Here is a 19,007-nt window from a genome sequence, read left to right on the forward strand (position 1 = left end):
CACGCCGCCCTCCCGCTACGCCGCCAGGCGCTGTGCGCGCGCACGCGGACGGGCCAGGAAACCCGCGAGCGGCAGCATCCCGGCATGGCCGCTCGATCCGCTCTCGCTCGATGGCTCACCCGAAGGCTCTCCCGATAGCCCGCCCGACGGCATGCCGGCGCCGGCTTGCCGGCACGCCGCGCAGGCGCCGTGGATCTGCACGTCGAAGGTGCCCGTGGGCGGCAGGCCCTGGTTCAGCGCCACGCGGGTCAGCGCCTCGTGGAGTTCGCGGTCGTGCACCTCGGTGGAGGCGCCGCAGCCGCTGCAGCGCATGCGCACGGTCGCTGCGTCCGCCTGCGCATCGGGCGCGGCGTAGCGGAACACCGCCAGCGCGCCGCCCCGGCTGCGCACCCATTCGCGCTCGATGAGGCCGGAGTGCTCGAACTCCTTGAGGACGCGGTAGACCGTGGTCAGGCTGGCCGAGGTGCCGCGCAGCAGCATGCGGCGGAACACCTCTTCGCCGCGCTGCCACTCGGTGCCCGCGTCCGCCAGCGTCTGCAGCACGCAGAGCCGGACCACCGACGGCCGGATGCGCGCGCCCCGCAGCTGCGTCATGAACGCCGGGCGTTGCACGTCGTTGGGTTCCAGGCCGTCGTTCATGCAGCAAGGCTCTCGAGGTGGGCACGCGGCCGGTCGTCCGCGATGCGGCCGGCGCGCATGGTGATCACGCGGTCGGCCAGGTGAAAGTAGCGGTCGTCGTGCGAGATCACGACCAGCAGGTGGCCCTTGGCGCGAAGCTCGGGCAGCAGCTCGGTATAGAACAGGTGGCGGAAGGTCGGGTCCTGGTCGGCCGCCCATTCGTCGAACACCAGCACCGGGCGCCCTTCCAGGTAGGCGTGCACCAGCGCCAGCCGCTTGCGCTGGCCGGTCGACAGGTCGGTGGTGGTGAAGGCGCCATCTTTCAGGCTCACCTTGTGGGCGATCTCCAGGCGCTCCAGGTAAGGCAACGCGCGCTGCGGCAGCACCTGCATGCTGGCCTCGCCGTGCGCTTCGCCCTCGCCGGCGGCCAGGTCCTCGAACAGGTAGAAGTCGGAGAACACCGTGGTGAAGAGCTGGCGGTAGTCGTCGCGAAGCTCGGGGCCGATCGCGGTGCCGTCGATGGCCACCTCGCCCTCGTGCGGCGCGTACAGGCCGAGCAGCAGCTTGATCAGCGTGGTCTTGCCCGAGCCGTTGTCTCCCACCACGAACACCATTTCGCCGCGGCGCAGCCGCAGGTCGATCGGCCCCAGCGCGAAGGCCTCGCCGCCCTCGGGCGCATCGAAGACGTAGCGCACGCCGCGCAGCGCGATCTCGCCCTCGAGCTTCAGCGGATCGCCGGCGCGCCCCACGTGCAGGTGAGGCTCCGGCGTGGCGAAGCGCGCCGACAGATCGGCAATGCGCCGGAACGCGACACGGGCGCGCCCCACGGCGGGCAGCGCGCCGGCGATCTGGTCCATCGGTCCCTTGAGGTACAGCAGCACCAGCACGAAGCCGCTGAGCACCGCGGGCTCGGTGGGCCGGAACGCGGCCCATCCCAGGATCAGCGCGATCAGCAGGAAGAACAGGCCCGAGCCGAACGCCGCGGCCACGACGAAGGTGTTGATCGCCCGCCCGTTGACGGTGCGGATGTTGTCCACGATGCGTTCGATCTGCCCGCCGAACATGCGCTGGCGGCGCACGCGGTGCATGCGCAGTTCCTTGGCGCCCTCGCTGATCGCGCGGTAGGCCTTGTGCAGCTGGTCTTCGTGTTCGCGCGCCTTCCAGAACCCGTTCACGCCACGGATCTGCGCCACGGTCTGCACCGAGGCGCCGACCACCAGCGCCACCATCAGCACGCCGAACAGCGGCAGCGACAGGTAGGCCAGGTAGGCCAGGCAGCCGAGCGCGGTGACGCAGGCGATCAGCGTTGCCGAGAGCGCGAACGCCACGTCGCTGATCATGTCCACGTCCTGCGACAGCACCGGCATGAGCCGGTGGGTGCGGTAGCGCTCCAGCGCATCGATGGGCGCCGAGAGGATCTTCTGCGCCAGGCTCTTGCGCACCTGCGCAACCACCCGCTGGCCGACGAAGTTGGTCGAGACGTCCGACACCATGCGCCCGAACAGCGCCGCGGCGCACAGGCCGATGAAAGTCAGCAGCAGGCCGCCCGAAAGGCCGCCCTGCCCGTTGAGCACCCGGTTGATGGTGCCCAGCAACGCGACCGTGGCCGCGCCCGCGCCGATGCCCATGACCGCCGACAGCAGGATCCACGGCAGGAACGGCTTGAGCAGGCGTGTGAACTCGCCGTCGGAGGCGGGGGCAGTGGTCATGCAAGAACTCTTTCCGCCCGCAGGCGACTGGGGTCCGGTGGCAGGGACGACCCCTGCCGCCGGACGCGAAACGGATGGCGGCGGCCCTGCCGCGCAAACGCCGGGCTGCCGGCGGCGCCGGACCGCCTGTACCCCTCTAGACGGGTGGCCCGCACAAATGTTCACGCCGCGGTTCGCGCCGTGCGCCATGAACACCCGCGCGGCCCATCCGTCCTAGCTTCATGCACCCTGCAAAACGCCGCGCCGCCGGCGCCCGACCGCCCCATGGCCGCCCCATGGCCGCACCGTGAACGCGCCATGATCGCGCTGCTGGAACCCCTGTTCCAGGGCGATCTGGCGCCGCACGGCGAGGCGCTGCAATGCGCGGCGCGGCCGCCCGCGGGCGCGCTGCGCGTGGCCGACCTGGTGCGCTCCCCCGACCTGCTGGACCGCGTGCTGCGCCAGCATGCGGCGCACCTCGGCGTGGAGGGCGAAGACCTGCGCGCGGTGGCCTCGGCCTGGAGCCTGGACTACCTCGGCATGCTGCTGCCGCCGGCCGCGGCCGCCGCCAGCGTGCTGCAGCACGTGTTCCCGATGGCCGCCGACCAGGTCTGGGTGCGGCTCGACACGCACGCCCACCCCTTGCGCTTTCACATCCGCGAGCTGGGCCGGCCGCAGCGCGGCGCGAGCACCGCGGAACGCTATGCGGTGCTGCTGCGCGGGCACCTGGAGCCGCTCTTCCAGGCGCTGCGCCAGCGGACGGGCATTGCCGCCAAGATCCTGTGGGGCAACGCGGCGCGCAACCTGGAGCCGGTGCTGGACCAGGCCCTGGCGCTGACGGGCGGGTCGCCGCCCATCGCGCTCGATCGCCAGCAACTGCTGCACAACCCCGATTGGGTGGCCAGCAGCCCTTCGCCCGATGCCGCCGATGCCGCCGATGCAACCAATGCAGCCGAAATGGCCTGGACCAACCCCCTGCCCGGCCCGCAGCGCGAGATCCGCGTGCGCTTCGAAGGCCGCGACCACGCCGTGAAGCTGCACCGCCAGTGCTGCCTCTTTCACCTCCTGCCCGGCGAAGGCTACTGCGGCGTCTGCCCGCTGTCGCCGGCGCACCGCTGAATTCGGCCGCGCCTCTTCTGTCTCCTTTCACCCATCAACCGAGCGCACATCCATGTCCAAGGCAAAACTCGTCTACATCATGTCCCTGAGGAATGCGGCGGCCGACAAGGCCGGCCAGCACATCGACTACAAGGGCGGGCAGCGCTACATGAAGTCCCCGCTGGAGTCGCTGGCGCAAGCCCTGGACAGCACGCCGCTGGGCGACGCCTACGCGCTCGAGGCGGTGCTGTTCGACGACGACGAAGGCTCGCCGCGCGACCGCAAGGCGCTGCAGGACTACGGCTTCGGCTTCGAGCCGTCGCGCCAGTGGATCTTTCCCGGCGAGCTCCAGGCGCAGGGACGCCGCGTCAACGACATGTTCCACAACGTGCCCTCGACCTACCGGCGGCTGCCGCTGGACGCCACCACCGAACGCGCCGCCGGCAAGAAGGACTTCGAGCAGCGCCTGCTCGAGCGCCTCCATGCGCTGGAAGCCGACGTTGTCGTGCTCGACGGGCTGCTGGTGATCCTCGACCAGCTGGCGCGGCCGGAAAGCCCGTTCTTCCGCCGGATCGTGAACATCCACCCCGGCATCACGCGGCTGGAGTCGCCCTTCGAGCGCCGCGGCGCCTGGGCCACGCTCGACGCGCTGCACGGCGCCCGGGGCCAGCGGGTGGTCGACTGGCGCACGCGCGAGACGGTGCCGGTCGAGCCGGTGCTGAAGACCGGCGCGTCCTTCCACTACGTGGACACCGGCATCGACTCCGGCGAAGTCATCTTCGACGTGCTGGGCACCGACATCGATCCCGCGGACACCATCCTCGAGCTGCGCTGGAACAACTTCAATCGCAGCCTGTTCCCGGCGCTCCACCAGGGCCTGGCCCTGATGGCCGAGACCGTGGACGCGTGAACATCCGGCGCCGCCGACCGTCTTCTTACACACGGCCCAGGGCCGGCCGCCGCGCACGGCGCGCCGCCCTCCACCACAGGAGTTGATTTCCATGCCACACGTCCATGATCTGGTCGGGATCGGGTTCGGCCCGTCCAACATCGCCCTGGCCATCGCCCTCGAGGAGAAGCGCCACGCGGGCCGGCCGCTCGACGCGCTGTTCATCGAGAAGCAGCTGAGCTTCGCCTGGCATCCGCACATGCTGCTGGACCACGCGCACATGCAGATCTCCTTCCTGAAGGACCTGGCGACGCTGCGCAACCCGACCAGCCGCTTCACTTTCGTCAACTACCTGCACGAAAAAGGCCGGCTGACCGACTTCGCCAACCTGAAGAGCTTCTTTCCCAGCCGCCACGAATTCAACGACTACCTCTCGTGGGCGGCCGAGCAGTTCGAGGACGCCTGCGCCTACGGCGAGGAGGTGTTCGAGGTGCTGCCCGAGGACCAGGGCGGCGAGGTGGCGCTGCTGCGCGTGCGCTCGCGCAACCACGCGGGCAAGCTGGTGGAGCGCCTGACGCGCAACCTCGTGGTCAGCATCGGCGGCACGGCCAACATTCCCGATGGCTTTCGCACACTCCGCAACGACCCGCGCGTGTTCCATTCGAGCAGCTACCTGCAGGACATCGCGCAGCATCCGGAGGCCCGGCGCATTGCCGTGGTGGGCGCAGGGCAGAGCGCGGCCGAGATCTTCATGGACCTGCAGGGCCGCCCCGGCGCGCCGCAGGTCGACCTGGTCACGCGCGCCCGCTCGATCCGCCCGGCGGACGACAGCCCCTTCGTGAACGAGATCTTCAACGCCGAGTTCACCGACTACACCTTCAGCCGCTCCGAGGACGAGCGCGCCGCGCTGCTCGACGAGTTCTGGCACACCAACTACGCGGTGGCCGACCTGGAGCTGATCCAGCAGATCTACAAGGCCTTCTACCAACAGCGCGTGACCGGCGGCAACCGCCTGCGCTTCCTGCGCCAGCACGGCATCCGCAACGTCGTGGCCGACGCCCAGGGGGTGCATCTCACGCTGTGGGACCAGAACGCCCAGCGCGAGCACGCCGTGCGCTACGACGCCGTGGTGCTCGCCACCGGCTATGCGCGCGAGCAGCACAAGGCCCTGCTGGCGCCGCTGGCGGGCTACCTGGGCGACTACACGGTCGACCGCCAGTACCGCCTGCAGGCCACGCCCGACTTCCATCCGGCCATCTACCTGCAGGGCGCCTGCGAGGATTCGCACGGCCTGAGCGACACCCTGTTGTCGGTCACCTCGGTCAGGACCGGCGAAATCGGCAGCGCCCTGCTGGCCACGCCGGCCGGCGCCGCGCAGCACCTGCGGCGGGAGGCCGAGGCCATCCAGACCTGAAATTTCGCGGTGCGTGCGCGCTGACGAAAAAATGTGACGGGAAGGTGTCTCTGTTTGATGAGTTCGAACGTCTTACTCATAGATGCGCCATGGACCGGAAGTTGGGCCGGCGTCCGCACCTGAATGTGAATGCGTCGTAATTCAAAAAACTGGAGTTGCCTTTTTATGCGTCCCCTGCCTCGTCAACATCTGCTGAATGCCGCGCTTGCCGCGGCGTTCGGTTCCGTTCTCACCGTCTGGGCCCCCGTGGTTTCGGCACAGGCTTCCGGCCAGGCCGTGGCGAAGGTGTTCGACGTGAAGGTGCCCTCGCAGGCCCTCGGCGCGGCGCTCAACGAGTTCTCGCGCCAGACCGGCGTGCAGGTGTTCGCCGCCGGCGAGGTGGTCGCCGGCACCAGTTCGCGCGCCGTCGAAGGCAAGCTGACGGTCGACCAGGCCCTGCGCCAGATGCTCACGGGCACCGCGCTGGAAGCCACGCGCACCGCCAACGGCGGCTTCGCGATCCGCCGCACCGCGGACATCCCCGCCTCCCAGAGCACCCTGCCCGCGGTGCAGGTGGTGGCCAGCGCCGAGGAATCGCCCACCGGACCGGTGACCGGCTATGTCGCCCGCCGCAGCATCACGGCCACCAAGACCGACACGCCGGTGCTCGAAGTGCCGCAGTCGATCTCCATCATCGGCCGCGACGAAATGGAAGCCCGCGGCGCCCAGGACATCATGGACGCGATCCGCTACACGCCCGGCGTCACGACCAGCATGTACGGCCCCGACAACCGCGGCTGGGAAGACATCCTGCTGCGCGGCTTCGGCACCTACAACAGCAGCTACCGCGACGGCCTCGCGCAGACGCCGTTCAGCGTCAACTACTACATCTCCGAGCCCTACTCGCTCGAGCGCGTCGAAGTGCTGCGCGGCCCGTCGTCGATGGTGTTCGGCCGCGGCGACGCCGGCGGCATCATCAACCGCGTGAGCAAGCAGCCCACCGGCGAGCCGATCCGCGAGATCGAGGTGCAGTACGGCAGCTTCCAGCGCAAGCAGCTGGCCTTCGATCTCGGCGACCGCATCGGCAACACCGACCTGAGCTACCGGCTGGTGGGCGTCTCGCTCGACAGCAACGACCAGGACCGCTACTCCGACGGCCAGAAGCTCAACCGCACGCGCGCGTACCTCGCGCCGTCGGTGCGCTGGCAACCCAACGCCGACACCTCCCTCACGGTGTTCGGTGAATTCCTCAAGAACCGCTCGGGCGAGGACCCCTACTACATCAACGCCAACGGCCGCTTCACCAACGTGAAGATGGGCGACCCGAGCTTCAGCGGCATCAAGCAGGAACAGGCATCGCTGGGCTACCGCTTCGAGACCAAGCTCGCCCAGGACTGGACACTGCGCCAGAGCTTGCGATACACCACCATCGCGCTCGACCGGCGCGTGGTCTGGGCCGATTCGGCCGCCGAGGACGAGCGCACCATCTACCGCATCGCGCGCACGTGGAACGACCCGCTCAAGCAAAGCGTGTTCGACACCAACGTGCAGGGCAAGGTGCGCGCGGGCATCACGGAACACACGCTGCTGTTCGGCGTCGACTGGAACGAGCTGAAGGGCAAGTCACGCCAATTCCGCGGCGCCGCGCCCGACCTGGACCTGTACCTCCCGGTCTACAACCAGCTGGTGACGCCGCCCACCGATCCGCTGCAGAACTACCGGCAGACGACGCGCCAGATCGGCATCTACGCGCAGGACCAGATCAAGATCGCCGACAAGTGGATCGTCACGCTGGGCGGCCGCCAGGACCGCGTGACCTCGATCACCGACGACATCCTGAACACGACCTACACCAAGAACCGCGACGACGCCTTCAGCGGACGCGCCGGCCTGACCTACCTGGCGGGCAACGGCTGGGCGCCCTACCTGAGCTACAGCGAATCCTTCCTGCCCAACAGCGGCGTGGACGGCAACAACGAACCCTTCAAGCCCAGCCGCGGCAAGCAGGTGGAAGTCGGCCTCAAGTACCAGCCCGAAGGCACCCGCACCTCGTTCACCGCCGCGGTGTTCGACCTGCGCAAGACCAACGTGGTGACGTACGACCCGGTGACCTTCGAAGGCCGCCAGATCGGCAAGCAGCGCTCGCGCGGCCTCGAGCTCGAGGCCAAGGGCGAACTCGCGCCGGGCCTGAACATCGCCGCCTCGTACACCTGGCTGGACATGAAGGTGCTCAACAGCGCCGACCCGGACGAACTCGGCAAGATCCCGCCGCTGGTGCCCAAGCAGTCCGCCTCGGTCTGGCTGGACTACACGCTGGGCAACGGCCTGGGCTTCGGCGGCGGCGTGCGCTACATCGGCAAGCGCCAGAACGACGAGCACAACACATCCTATGAACGCGGCGTGACCGTCGCCGACGCGGCCGTGCACTACGAGACCGGCCCGTGGCGCCTCGCACTCAACGTCACCAACCTCTTCAACAAGAAGTACTTCTCGATCTGCTATCACGGCGAGTGCTACCGCGGCAACGAACGCGCGGTGACCATGACGGCACGCTACAAGTTCTGATGCCGCGCGGCGCCACGCGCGCCGCCTCCTCATCGCTGTCACACGACCATCGGCCCCCGCCGCCTTGCGCGCCGGGGGCCGAATCGTTTGAATGCGACCGCAGCGTCAGGCCGACTCTGCAGCTTCCTCTTGCGCTTGCCGCACCTCGGCAAGTGCCTCGCGCACCGCCTCGAACAGCCCGGCGTCGCGCACGATCCCCTGGTGGTTCGTGTCGACGTCCGTGCCCACGCGCGCACGGCCGCGCAGTTCGTGCAGCAGCTGCACGCGGTCCTGCGCGGTGCGCCCCCTGCTCCACCAGACGTGCGCTTCGGCCTGCAGCACCGGCAGCGCGGGCATTGCCGCGGTGGCCGCATTGAAGCGGCGCGACATCGCGATGCGCTCGCCGACGTCCACCTCTCCCATGTCGATGCCGAGCGTGCCCAGGATCTCGGCCACGGCGCGGTCGACCACCGCGTCGGACGCATTGCGGATCGACTCGAAGCGATCGAGCAGCGCGTCGACCTGCGCCTTGCCCGCGCTCTCGTAGGCCAGGTCGGCAACGAACTGCCGCAGCTCGTCGTACCAGTCGCCCGCGTCGAAACTGTCGTCCATCACGAAGCTGTCCACCAGGCCCACGAAACTCACGGCCACACCCTGGCGCTCGAGCACGTGCGCCACGTGCACGGCCATGACCGTGCCCAGCGACCACCCGAGCAACGCGATCGCGCCCACGGGATGCGCGGCACGGATGCGCTCGGCATAGCGCTCGGCCATCTGCCCGACCGACTCGGGCAAGGGCAGCCCGCTGTAGCTCACGCCGTAGACCGCGCGGCTGCCCTCGAGATGGCGCGCCAGCGGCTGGTAGTCGAACGCGTTGCGCAGGCCGGGCGCAATGCAGAACAGGGGCACGGCGCCGGGCGGCTGCGTGGCCTCGTTCAGGCGCTCGACCGCCTCGCGCGCACGCCCGGTGTCGCTCGAAGCCGTGAGCCGCGCCAGCGTCGGCTTCTGGAGCAGGTCCTGCAGGGAGAACTTCATCCGCGGATCCTGCGTCCGCTGGATGTGCGCGAGCAGCTTGAGCGCCACCAGCGAATCGCCGCCGAGCTCGAAGAAGTTGTCGTGGCGGCCGACCCGCGGCACGTCCAGCACCTCGGCCCAGATTGCCGCCAGCGCCTCCTCGAGCGCGCCGCGCGGCGCCTCGCAGGCCTTGTCGATCGCAAAGGCCGGCGCGGGCAGCGCCTTGCGCTCCACCTTGCCGTTCGGGTTCAGCGGCAGCGCGTCGAGCACCACGAGCGCCGAAGGCACCATGTGCTCGGGCAGCGTGTCGCCCAGCCGCGCACGCAGCGCCGGCGGCGCAAGCGACTGGCCCGGTTGCAGCGAGACATAGCCCACCAGCCGCGCACCCGCCGGGCCTTCGTCGGCCACCACCACGGCCTCGCGCACCTCGGGCTGCGCCAGCAGCAGCGCCTCGATCTCGCCCAGCTCGATGCGGAACCCGCGGATCTTCACCTGGTGGTCGATGCGCCCGATGAACTCGAGCTGGCCCTCGTGGTTCCAGCGCACGAGGTCGCCGGTGCGGTAGAGCCGCCCGCCCCGGTCGTCGAACGGGTCCGCGACGAAGCGCTCGGCGCTCAGCCCGGCGCGCCCCAGGTAGCCGCGCGCCAGCCCGTTGCCGCCGAGGTACAGCTCGCCGACCGCGCCCAGCGGCACCCGCTCCATGTCGGGGCCGAGCACGACCGCATGGCGCTCGCCCACCACACGCCCGATCGGCGCGCAGTTCCACGCGCCCCGCTCCTCGGCATCGGCGCTCCACACGCAGGGCGTGACCACGCATTCGGTCGGCCCGTAGGCATTGAACAGGCGCCGCGGCGCGAAGGCCTCGGCGGCGGCGCGGAAATCGGGGTTCGCCCAGGCTTCGCCGCCCGCGATGCACATCTTCACGCCGGGCAGCCCGCCGGACGGCGCCCCTGTCATCTCCGCCAGTTCGGCCAACGCCGCCTGCGCCAGGTGGCGCATGTAGGCCGGCGCGAAATACAGCACGTTGACCTCGGTGCGCCGCGCCAGCGCGAGCAAGTCGCCAGGCGACTGCTTGCCGGGCGGCGGCAGCACGATCGACGCACCCACGCCCAGCGGCAGCAGCCACTGCTCGCCGGCCGCATCGAAGTTGATCGACGCGAACTGCAGCAGCCGGTCGGTGCGCGCCAGGCCGTACACCCCGGCAACGGACCGCATGTGCATCGCGAGCGGCCCGTGCGCCACGGCCACGCCCTTGGAACGCCCCGTGGACCCCGAGGTGTAGATCACGTAGGCCACGTTCTGCGCGTGCAGGCGCACGGCCAGGCCATGCCCGGGTTCGGCGCGGGTGTCGATGCGGTCGACCACGAGCGACACGATGCCCGGCCCCTGCGGCGCGCGCGCCTGGACCGCGCTGTGCGTCAGCACGACGGCGACGGCGCTGTCCTGCACCATGTGGGCCAGCCTGTCGGCCGGGTAGTCGGGGTCGAGCGGCACATAGGCACCGCCCGCCTTCAGGATGGCCAGCAGGCCGATGAACATGTCGGCGCCGCGAGGCATCGCAATGCCCACCCTCACCTCCGGCCCGATGCCGCGCCGCACCAGCGCATGCGCCAGCCGGTTCGCCTGCACGTCGAGTTCGCGGTAGCTCAGCACGCGCTCGCCGTCGATGAGTGCCACCGCGTCCGGGTACCGCGCCGCCTGCTGTTCGAATTGCCGATGCGCCAGCGCCGGGTCGTGCATGCCCTGGTCCTGCCTTTGCGAGGGCTGGGCAGGCTGGACGGACTGCGTGCCCGGCATGTCCCGCGCGTCGAACAGCTCGATGTCCCCCACGCGCAGCTGCGGCGCATCGGCCAGGGCCTGCAGCAGCAGCTGGTAGTGCGCCGCCATGCGCTGCATGGTGGCCGGCTCGAACAGCTCGCGGGCGTAGGTCAGTGTCACGTGGACGCCGCCGCGCTCGTCTTCCAGCAGTTCGAGCGTGAGTTCGAACTGCACCGTGCGCTCGGCCAGCGCCTGGTCGTGCAGCGTGAGGCCGGGCAGTTCGGCCAGTGCCTGCATGCGGCTGCGCTGGTGGTTCACCATCACCTGGAACAGCGGCGTGCGGCTGGCGTCGCGCTCGGGCTGCAGCGCGTCCACCAGTTGCTCGAAAGGCAGGTCCTGGTGCATCTGCGCACCCAGGGCCGTCTCGCGCGTCTGCAGGAACACCTCCTGCAAGGTCTTGCGGGCGTCGATGCGGCCGCGCAGCACCTGCGTGTTCACGAAGAAGCCCACCATGCCTTCGGTGCCCGGGCGGTGGCGGTTGGCCACCGGCAGGCCGACGCGGATGTCGGGCTGGCCCGTGTGGCGGTGCAGCAGCACATGGAAGCAGGCCAGCAGCGCCATGAAGAGCGTGCCGCCCTGGGCCTGCGCCTGGCGTTGCAGGCGCTGCACCAGCGCGGCCGGCAAGGTGAGGCCGTGGTGCGCGGCCGCGTAGTGCGCGCGCGCCGGCCGGGGATGGTCGGCGGGCAGCCGCAGCACCGGCTGCTCGCCGCCGAGCTCCTGCTGCCAGTAGGCCAGCTGCCGCGCGCTCTCGCCGGCCTGGAGCCAGTCGCGCTGCCACACGGCGTAGTCGGCGTACTGCACCGGCAGCGGCGGCAGCGGGTTCGCCCGCCCCTGCACGCCGGCGCGGTAGAGCGCCACGAACTCGTCCACGATCACCTGCACCGACCAGCCGTCGGAGACGATGTGGTGCATCACCACCACCAGCACGTGCGAGCGCGGCTCGAGCCGGATCAGCTCGACGCGCAGCAGCGGCCCGCGCCCGAGATCGAACGGCGTCTTGTGGGCCAGCCGCACCAGCGCGCGCGTCTCGTCCTCGCGCGCAATGGAGCCCAGCGCGCTCAGGTCGGCCAGCGGCACCTCGAAGCCGGGCGACGGCAGCACCACCTGGTCGGCCAGGCCGTCTTCGCGCGCACGGAACACCGTGCGCAGCGACTCGTGGCGCTGCACCAGGCTGCGAAAGCTCTCGCGCAGCACCTCGACGGACAGCACGCCCTCGAGCCTCAGGCCACCGGCCACGTGATAGACGGTGCTGGACGGGTCCAGCTGCCACAGGAACCACTGGCGCGCCTGGGCATGCGACAGCGGCAGCGCGCCCGCGCGCAGGTGCGGCGCGAGCCGGGCGATCGGAGCAATCGCAGCCACGGGCGCCAGCGACTCGGACGAAGAAAGTGCGTCGCCCGTTTCACCGCCGTCGCCTTCCACCGCCTCGCTCACGGCCGCCAGTGCCGCCACCGTCTGCCGCTCGAGCAGCTGCCGCGGCGTGACCCGGCGGCCCGCCGTGCGCAGCCGCGCGACGATCTGCAGGCTCAGGATCGAATCGCCGCCCAGCTCGAAGAAGTTGTCGTGGCGGCCCACGCGCGCCACGCCGAGCACCTGCGCCCACACGTGCGCCATCAACACCTCCGCCTCGCCCTGCGGCGGCGCATAGGCACTGTCGCCGGTGAACTCCGGCGAGGGCAAGGCCTTGCGGTCCAGCTTGCCGTTGGGGTTCAGCGGCAGCGCCTGCAGCACCACCAGCGCCGCGGGCACCATGTGCTCGGGCAAGGCCGCCGCGAGCCGCGCGCGCAGCGCGGCCGGCTCCATCGCGCAAGCGGCCTGCAGCGAGACATAGCCGACGAGCCGCGCGCCCGCCGGCCCCTCGCCGGCCACGACCACCGCCTCGCGCACTTCGGGTTGCACCAGCAGCTGCGCCTCGACCTCGCCCAGCTCGATGCGAAAGCCCCGCACCTTCACCTGGTGGTCGATGCGCCCGAGGTACTCCAGCTGCCCGTCGCCGTTCCAGCGAACCAGGTCGCCGGTGCGGTAGAGGCGCGCGCCTTCGCCGCCGAACGGATCGGCCACGAATTTCTCGGCGCTCAGCGCCGGGCGTCCCAGGTAGCCGCGCGCCAGCAGGTCGCCGCCGATGCAGAGCTCGCCCGCCGCGCCCTGCCGCACCAGCGACAGGTCGGGGCCCACCACGCGCAGCGCGCGGCCGGCCAATGCGCGGCCGATGGGCATCTGGCGCGGCAGCGGCGCCTGTGCATGCAGGCTGGCCGTGCAGTCGAGCGTCGAGGCCGTGACGACCGCTTCGGTCGGGCCGTACGCGTTGATCACCGCCACATGCCCGAGCCCTGCCCGGCGCCAGGCATGCAGCCCCTCGCCCGACATCGCCTCGCCGCCCACGTGCACCTGGCGCAGCGCACCGAAGGGCCGCGGGCCGTGGCGCGCGAAGTCCTGCGCAAGCAACAGCCAGTACGGCGTGGTGAGGTCGGCGACGGTGATGCGCCGCGCCAGCAGCTCGCGGTAGAAGGTCTCGCTGTCCCACAGCGCCGTGCCGCGCAGCACGATGGCCGCGCCGGCGGCCAGGGGCGGAAAGACCTGCTCGATGAAGCTGTCGAAGTTCGGCGTCGAGAACTGCAGCACCCGGTCGGCCGGCGTCAATGCGCCGTAGCGAACGGTCTCCTGCACGTGCGCGGCCAGCGCCGCGTGCCCGATGCCCACGCCCTTCGGACGGCCGGTGGAACCCGAGGTGTAGATCAGGTAGGCCAGGCTGCCGCCGTGCAGCTCGCGCCGCGGGTCGTGCACCGGCTCGCCGGCAAGGTCCAGCGTGTCGAGCTGCAGCACCGCGAGCGACGCCCCGGCGGCAAAGCGATCGGCCAGCGACGACTGCGTGAGCACCAGCGCAACGCCGCTGTCACCGATCATGTAGGCCAGCCGCTCGGCGGGATAGTCGGGGTCGAGCGGCACGTAGGCACCGCCCGCCTTCAGGATCGCGAGGATGCCCACGATCATGGCCGGCGAGCGCTCCACCGAAATGCCCACGCGCGACTCCGCCGCGACGCCCAGCGCCACGAGCCGGTGCGCCAGGCGGTTGGCCTCGGCGTTGAGTTGCGCGTAGCTGCGCGTCTCGTCGCCGAAGACCAGCGCCGCGGCGTCCGGCTGCGCCTGCGCGCGGCGCTCGAACAGCCGGTGCACCGGTGCGTCGCCCGCATGCCGCAGCGTGTTGACGCCCTGGCTGCGAAGCGCGGCGCGCTCGGCCTCGTCAAGCAGGTCGATGTCGGCAAACAGCCGGTCCGGGTCGGCCGTGAGGGCTTCCAGCAAGCGCACGTAGCAGGCGGCCAGGCGCCTTGCCGTGGCCTGCGAGAACAGGTCGGTGTTGTATTCGAGCTGGGCACTGGCGCCCTTCGCGTCGATCTGGAAGTCCAGCGAGAGATCGAACTTCGCGCCGATGTGCTCGGCCTCCAGCAGCTGCGCGTGCGCATCGCCGAACCTGAGCTCGACGGCGGCATCCACCATCTGCACGCCGAACATCACCTGGAACAGCGGCGGCCGCGCGGCATCGCGCTGCACCTTGCGGCTGGCCAGCAGCACCTCGAACGGCAGGTCCGCATGCTGCAGCGCGGACAGCGCGTCGGCGCGCACCTGCCGGCAGATCTGCCGCAGGCTCAGCTGCGGGCCGAGCCGCGCCCTGAACACCTGCGTGGTGATGAAGAAGCCCAGCAGGTCGCGCACCTCGTCGCGATGGCGTCCCGCGTTGGGCGTGCCGATCGCGAAGTCGTTCTGCCCGCTGTACCAGCCCAGCAGCATCTGCCAGGTGGCCAGCAGGATCATGAACGGCGTGCACTTCTCGGCGCGGCAGAGCTTCTGCAGCGCGATGCTCAGCGGCGTGTCGAGCGCGAAGCCCAGCGTGGCGCCGTTGAAGGTCTGGCGCGGCCCGCGCACGCCGTCCACGGGCAGGTCCAGCGGCGGTACCTCGTCGCCCAGGTGCCGGTTCCAGTGCGCGAGCTGGCGCGCCAGCTCGTCGCCCTGCACGCGTTCGCGCTGCCATACCGCGTAGTCGGCGTATTGCACCGGCAGCGCGGGCAGATGCACGTCGGCGCCGGTGCGCGAGGCGCGCTCGTAGGCCTCGGCAAGGTCCTTTGCCAGGATCGGGTTCGACCAGGCGTCCGACACGATGTGGTGCAGGCACACGGCCAGCACATGCTCGGCGGGCCCCAGCGTGACCAGCCGCGCCACCAGCGCGGGCGCCACGCCCAGGTCGAACACGTGCAGCGCGGTGCGCCGAAGAATCTCGTCGACGCCCGCCTGCCGCGCGTCGTCCGCCAGCGCGCGGAGGTCGATGCGCTCCAGCGAAAAATCGACCCGCGGCTGCACCACCTGCACCGGCACGCCGTCGCGCTCGAAGAAGCGCGTGCGCAGGATGGCGTGGCGCCCGATCACCGCGCGGAACGCACGCTCCAGCGCGGCCGCATCCACCGCGCCGCGCAGCCGGAACATGCGCGGCAGGTTGTAGGCCGTCAGGCCCGGCTCCAGGCTCTGCAGGAACCAAAGCTGCTCCTGCGCGCAGGAAAGGGGCGCCTCCTCGCCCTCGGGAACCCGGCGCACGATCCGGTCTTCTTCTTCGTCGTCCTCGTCGTCGAGCCAGGCCGGGTCTGCGGGGACGCGTTGCGCTGCGTGGGTGCTGCTGTTCATCGATGTTCCGTGCGGCGGGCGCGTCATGCGTCCTGGGTGGCCCGCGAGGGCATTGGAGAAGTCGTGGCCGGCTGGCTGGCCTGGCGGTGCGCCTGCGCGAGCGCTTCCATGCGCGGCACGTCGTTCGCTTCGTCGGCGCGCAAGGCCGCGGCCAGCTCGGCCGCGCTGGCGTGGTCGAACACCAGGCCCGGCGCCACCTCGGTCTGCAGCAGCTTGCGCAGCCGCGCAACCAGCTTGATCACCAGCAGCGAGTGGCCGCCGAGTTCGAAGAAGTCCTCCTCCACGCCGATGGCGTCGCGCTGCAGCAGGCGGGCCATGGCTTCGGCCAGCACGAACTCCAGTGCGTCGCGCGGCGCGGTGGCCCGCGGCTGCTGCGCGTCTTGCATGGCCAGCGCCGACAGCGAAAGCCGGTCGATCTTGCCGTTGGGCAGGCGCGCGAACGCCTCCACGAAGGTGTAGCCCGAGGGCAGCATGTGCGCGGGCAGCAGCGTTGCAAGCTGCGCCGCGAGCGCGGCGCGCGCGGCGTCCAGGGCGAGCTCCGGGCCGGGCACGACAAAGGCCGACAAGGTCGCGCCGGCGGCGGCACCGGCGGCGGGCAGTGCCAGCACCACGGCCTGCCGCACACCGGCTTGCGCCAGCAGCGTGGCCTCCACCTCCGCCGGCTCCACACGGAAGCCGCGGATCTTGACCTGGTGGTCCGCGCGCCCGGCCAGGCGGATGCCCCCTTCGGGCAGCACGTGCGCCAGGTCGCCGGTGCGATAGAGCCGCTCGCCCGGCCGGAACGGGTCCTCCACGAAAGCGCCCTCCACGTCGCGGTTCAGGTAGCCGCGGCACAACTGGGCGCCGCCCACGTACACCGCGCCCAGCCCGCCGCTGGGCACCAGCTGCAACGCCTCGTCGAGCACATGCACGCGGTTGTTGGCCAGCACGCGCGACAGCGGCAGCACCGGCACCGCGGCATCGGCCGACGACACGCGGTGCACCATCACGCCCACCGTGGTCTCGGTCGGCCCGTAGTGGTTGTAGACCGCGCATTCCGGCGCCAGCCGCGCCAGCCGCTCGACCAGCGCGCGCGGCGTGGCCTCGCCGCCCAGCACCAGCGTGCGCGGCAGCACCGGCGCGTCGTCCTCGAGCAGCGCCTCGAGGTGGGACGGCACCATCTTGAGCGCGTCGATGCGGCGCTCGCGCATGAAGCCGGCAAAGGCGCGCGCGTCCTTCACGTCGGCGTCGCCGGCCACCACCAGGCATGCGCCGTTGAAGAAGGCGCCGAACAGCGCGGTGTTGCCCAGGTCGGCCACCACCGAGCTGGTCAGCCCCCAGCGGCGGCAACGCGCGAGGTCCATGGCCGCCGATGCCGACGCCACGTAGTTGAGCAGGTTCGACTGTGCGATCACCACGCCCTTGGGCGTGCCGGTGGACCCCGAGGTGTAGAGCACGTAGGCCAGGTCGTCCATCGATGCCGCATGGCCGGGCGGGCTGTCGGGGAAGTCGCCGAGCTCGATGTCGGCCGGCACGGCCTGCGGCCATGCGGCCTCGTCACCGGGTTGCGGCGCCACCGCCTGCAGCACCAGCGAAGGCGCGGCGTCGGCCAGCACGGCGCGCCGGCGTGCCGCGGGCCACTCGGGGTCCAGCGGCAGGTAGCTCGCGCCCACCCGCCAGGCGGCCAGCATCGCGACCAGCAGGTCGGCCGACCTCGGCAGCTCGAGCGCCACCCGGCCGCCGGCCGCGACGCCACGCGCCTTCAGCCAGTGCGCCATGCGGTTGATGCGCGCATCGAACTCGCGGTAGCTCATGCGCAGCTCACCCGCTTCGAGCGCGGGTGCGTCCGGCGTGGTTTCGGCCCAGCGGGCGACATGCGCCGCCAGCGTGCGGTCGCCGAAATCGACGGCCGTGCCCTGGGCCGCCAGCAGCATCGCGCGCTCTTCGGCCCCCACCACGGGCAGGCCGGACACCGGTTCATCGGGCCGTGCCGCCGCGCCGTCGAGCAGCGTGGCCAACTGCAGCAGCAGGCGCTCGGCCGCGCGCGGCGTGTAGCGCGACGCGTCGGCGTGCAGGGCCAGCGTGAACGTGTCGCCGCTGCGGTTCACCTGCAGCGCCAGCTCGAAGCAAGGCATCGGGCCCGGCGCCTCTTCCACGCGCCATACCGTGCCCGTGCCCGTTCCCATGCCTGCTTGCATGTGCGCGTGTTCACTGACCGCGAAGCCCACGGCGAGGTGCGCCACGGTCTCCGGCGCGTCGACGGCCCAGTACTCCTGCGCTTCGGCATGCGCGCCCAGTGTCTCGCCCAGGCGCACGGCCCAGTCCGCGAACGGGGTGTGCGGCGCCAGCTCGATCCGCACCGGCAGCACCTTCTCGAACACGCCGACGGCCCCTTGCATGACCTCGTAGTCGCGGCGGCAGTCGTGCTGCCAGCCGCCGGCGAACGGCCGGTAGCCGTTCAGCCGCGCAACGAGCGACCACCACGCGGCCTGCAGCAGCGTCTCCACCGGGATGTTCGCGGCGGTGGCGGCGCTGCGCAGCCGGGTGGCGAGCTCACTGTCGATGCGCTGCGTGCGCGAAAAGCGCGCAGGTAGAAGTGCAGGTGCCTGCGACGCGGAAGCGCCCTCGCCCCGCAGGTCCAGGCGCGGCGCCGACAGCGTTGCCGCATCGCCGACGTGGCCGCGCCAGTACGCACGGCCTTGCGGCGCTTCGTCGCCGCCGTCCAGGTCCTGGCGCCATTCCACGAATTGCGCGTACTGGAAAGTCTCTTCTTCGTCGGGCGCCTGGCCGCCGGCATGGGCAGCGGCGATCTGTGCGAACAGGGTGTGCAGGCTGCCCGCATCCGCCGCGAACGCGCTGGCCGCCAGCGCGAGCCTGTGGCGCGTCTCGCCCAGCCGAACGAGCCCGGCGCGCACCGGCACGCCGTCGGCCACGTCCAGCGGCTCGTTGGCGAACGCGGCGAACCAGTCGGCGAACACGGCCGCGCTGTCGGCGCTGTCGCGCAGGTCCAGCGCCTGCCAGCGCAGCGGCGGCATCGCGTCGCGCGTGCGCTGCCGCAGGCCGCGGAAACCGGGGACCTGCAGCACCGCGCAACGCAAGGCGCCGTGCGCCTGCAACACGGCCTGCACGGCGGCCTTCAGGCGCGGCGCGTCGAGCGCACCTTCGATGTCGGCGAGCAGCACGAGCGTCGCGCCGGCCGCCGACGTCTCCGCCGGCAGCATGGCCGCGACGGCCCGCTGCTCGGGGCTCAGGGCGAAGGTGGCGCCGGTGGTGTCTTCGAGAATGGCAGCCATCG

At 71.3% G+C, this 19,007-nt stretch carries 8 protein-coding genes; 4 read left to right on the plus strand and 4 right to left on the minus strand.

From position 1 onward, the window contains the following. Positions 1-15: 15 nt before the first annotated feature. Both BM004_RS09270 and BM004_RS09275 read right to left on the minus strand, forming a co-directional pair. Entirely contained in the window at positions 16-639 is a 624-nt protein-coding gene (locus BM004_RS09270) for a Fur family transcriptional regulator (RefSeq protein WP_093212733.1), read from the minus strand. Beyond that, complete coding sequence (locus BM004_RS09275) at positions 636-2,327, minus strand: cyclic peptide export ABC transporter (protein ID WP_093128151.1); 1,692 nt, start codon at positions 2,325-2,327, stop codon at positions 636-638. The genes BM004_RS09270 and BM004_RS09275 overlap by 4 nt, the downstream gene beginning before the upstream one ends. Before the next feature lie 264 nt (positions 2,328-2,591). Here BM004_RS09275 and fhuF point away from each other — a divergent pair, with 264 nt between their 5' ends. The 4 genes from fhuF to BM004_RS09295 all read left to right on the plus strand — a co-directional run bounded on the left by fhuF (position 2,592) and on the right by BM004_RS09295 (position 8,251). After that, the gene (gene fhuF, locus BM004_RS09280; RefSeq protein WP_256219841.1) at positions 2,592-3,425 is read left to right on the plus strand and encodes a siderophore-iron reductase FhuF; all 834 of its coding nucleotides are present in this window, start codon (positions 2,592-2,594) and stop codon (positions 3,423-3,425) included. Positions 3,426-3,477: 52 nt separating this feature from the next. Next, a complete protein-coding gene (locus tag BM004_RS09285) occupies positions 3,478-4,314 on the plus strand; it encodes a N(5)-hydroxyornithine transformylase PvdF (protein WP_093212735.1) in 837 nt (278 codons plus the stop codon). 91 nt (positions 4,315-4,405) lie between these two features. After that, positions 4,406-5,707 carry a lysine N(6)-hydroxylase/L-ornithine N(5)-oxygenase family protein gene (locus BM004_RS09290; protein ID WP_093212737.1) on the plus strand — a complete coding sequence of 434 codons (1,302 nt, stop codon included), beginning with the start codon at positions 4,406-4,408 and terminating at the stop codon, positions 5,705-5,707. Positions 5,708-5,872: 165 nt separating this feature from the next. After that, a complete protein-coding gene (locus BM004_RS09295) occupies positions 5,873-8,251 on the plus strand; it encodes a TonB-dependent siderophore receptor (RefSeq protein ID WP_093212739.1) in 2,379 nt (792 codons plus the stop codon). 105 nt (positions 8,252-8,356) lie between these two features. Here BM004_RS09295 and BM004_RS09300 read toward each other — a convergent pair whose 3' ends face one another. Together BM004_RS09300 and BM004_RS09305 are read right to left on the minus strand one after the other, a co-directional pair. Beyond that, positions 8,357-15,733, minus strand: a complete 7,377-nt coding sequence (locus BM004_RS09300) for a non-ribosomal peptide synthetase (protein WP_177206443.1) — start codon at positions 15,731-15,733, stop codon at positions 8,357-8,359. Between the two features lie 23 nt (positions 15,734-15,756). Beyond that, entirely contained in the window at positions 15,757-19,005 is a 3,249-nt protein-coding gene (locus tag BM004_RS09305) for a non-ribosomal peptide synthetase (RefSeq protein WP_093212743.1), read from the minus strand. Positions 19,006-19,007: the final 2 nt, after the last annotated feature.

The sequence above is a fragment of the Variovorax sp. OK212 genome, assembly GCF_900112425.1.
GTDB lineage: Bacteria > Pseudomonadota > Gammaproteobacteria > Burkholderiales > Burkholderiaceae_C > Variovorax.

Excerpts from the sequence above, each read along its gene's own strand:
- BM004_RS09285 (WP_093212735.1), top strand. The coding sequence starts at position 3,478 with ATGTCCAAGGCAAAACTCGTCTACATCATGTCCCTGAGGAATGCGGCG.
- BM004_RS09295 (WP_093212739.1), top strand. The coding sequence starts at position 5,873 with ATGCGTCCCCTGCCTCGTCAACATCTGCTGAATGCCGCGCTTGCCGCG.
- BM004_RS09305 (WP_093212743.1), bottom strand. The coding sequence starts at position 19,005 with ATGGCTGCCATTCTCGAAGACACCACCGGCGCCACCTTCGCCCTGAGC.
- BM004_RS09270 (WP_093212733.1), bottom strand. The coding sequence starts at position 639 with ATGAACGACGGCCTGGAACCCAACGACGTGCAACGCCCGGCGTTCATG.
- BM004_RS09290 (WP_093212737.1), top strand. The coding sequence starts at position 4,406 with ATGCCACACGTCCATGATCTGGTCGGGATCGGGTTCGGCCCGTCCAAC.
- BM004_RS09300 (WP_177206443.1), bottom strand. The coding sequence starts at position 15,733 with ATGAACAGCAGCACCCACGCAGCGCAACGCGTCCCCGCAGACCCGGCC.
- fhuF (WP_256219841.1), top strand. The coding sequence starts at position 2,592 with ATGGCCGCCCCATGGCCGCACCGTGAACGCGCCATGATCGCGCTGCTG.
- BM004_RS09275 (WP_093128151.1), bottom strand. The coding sequence starts at position 2,327 with ATGACCACTGCCCCCGCCTCCGACGGCGAGTTCACACGCCTGCTCAAG.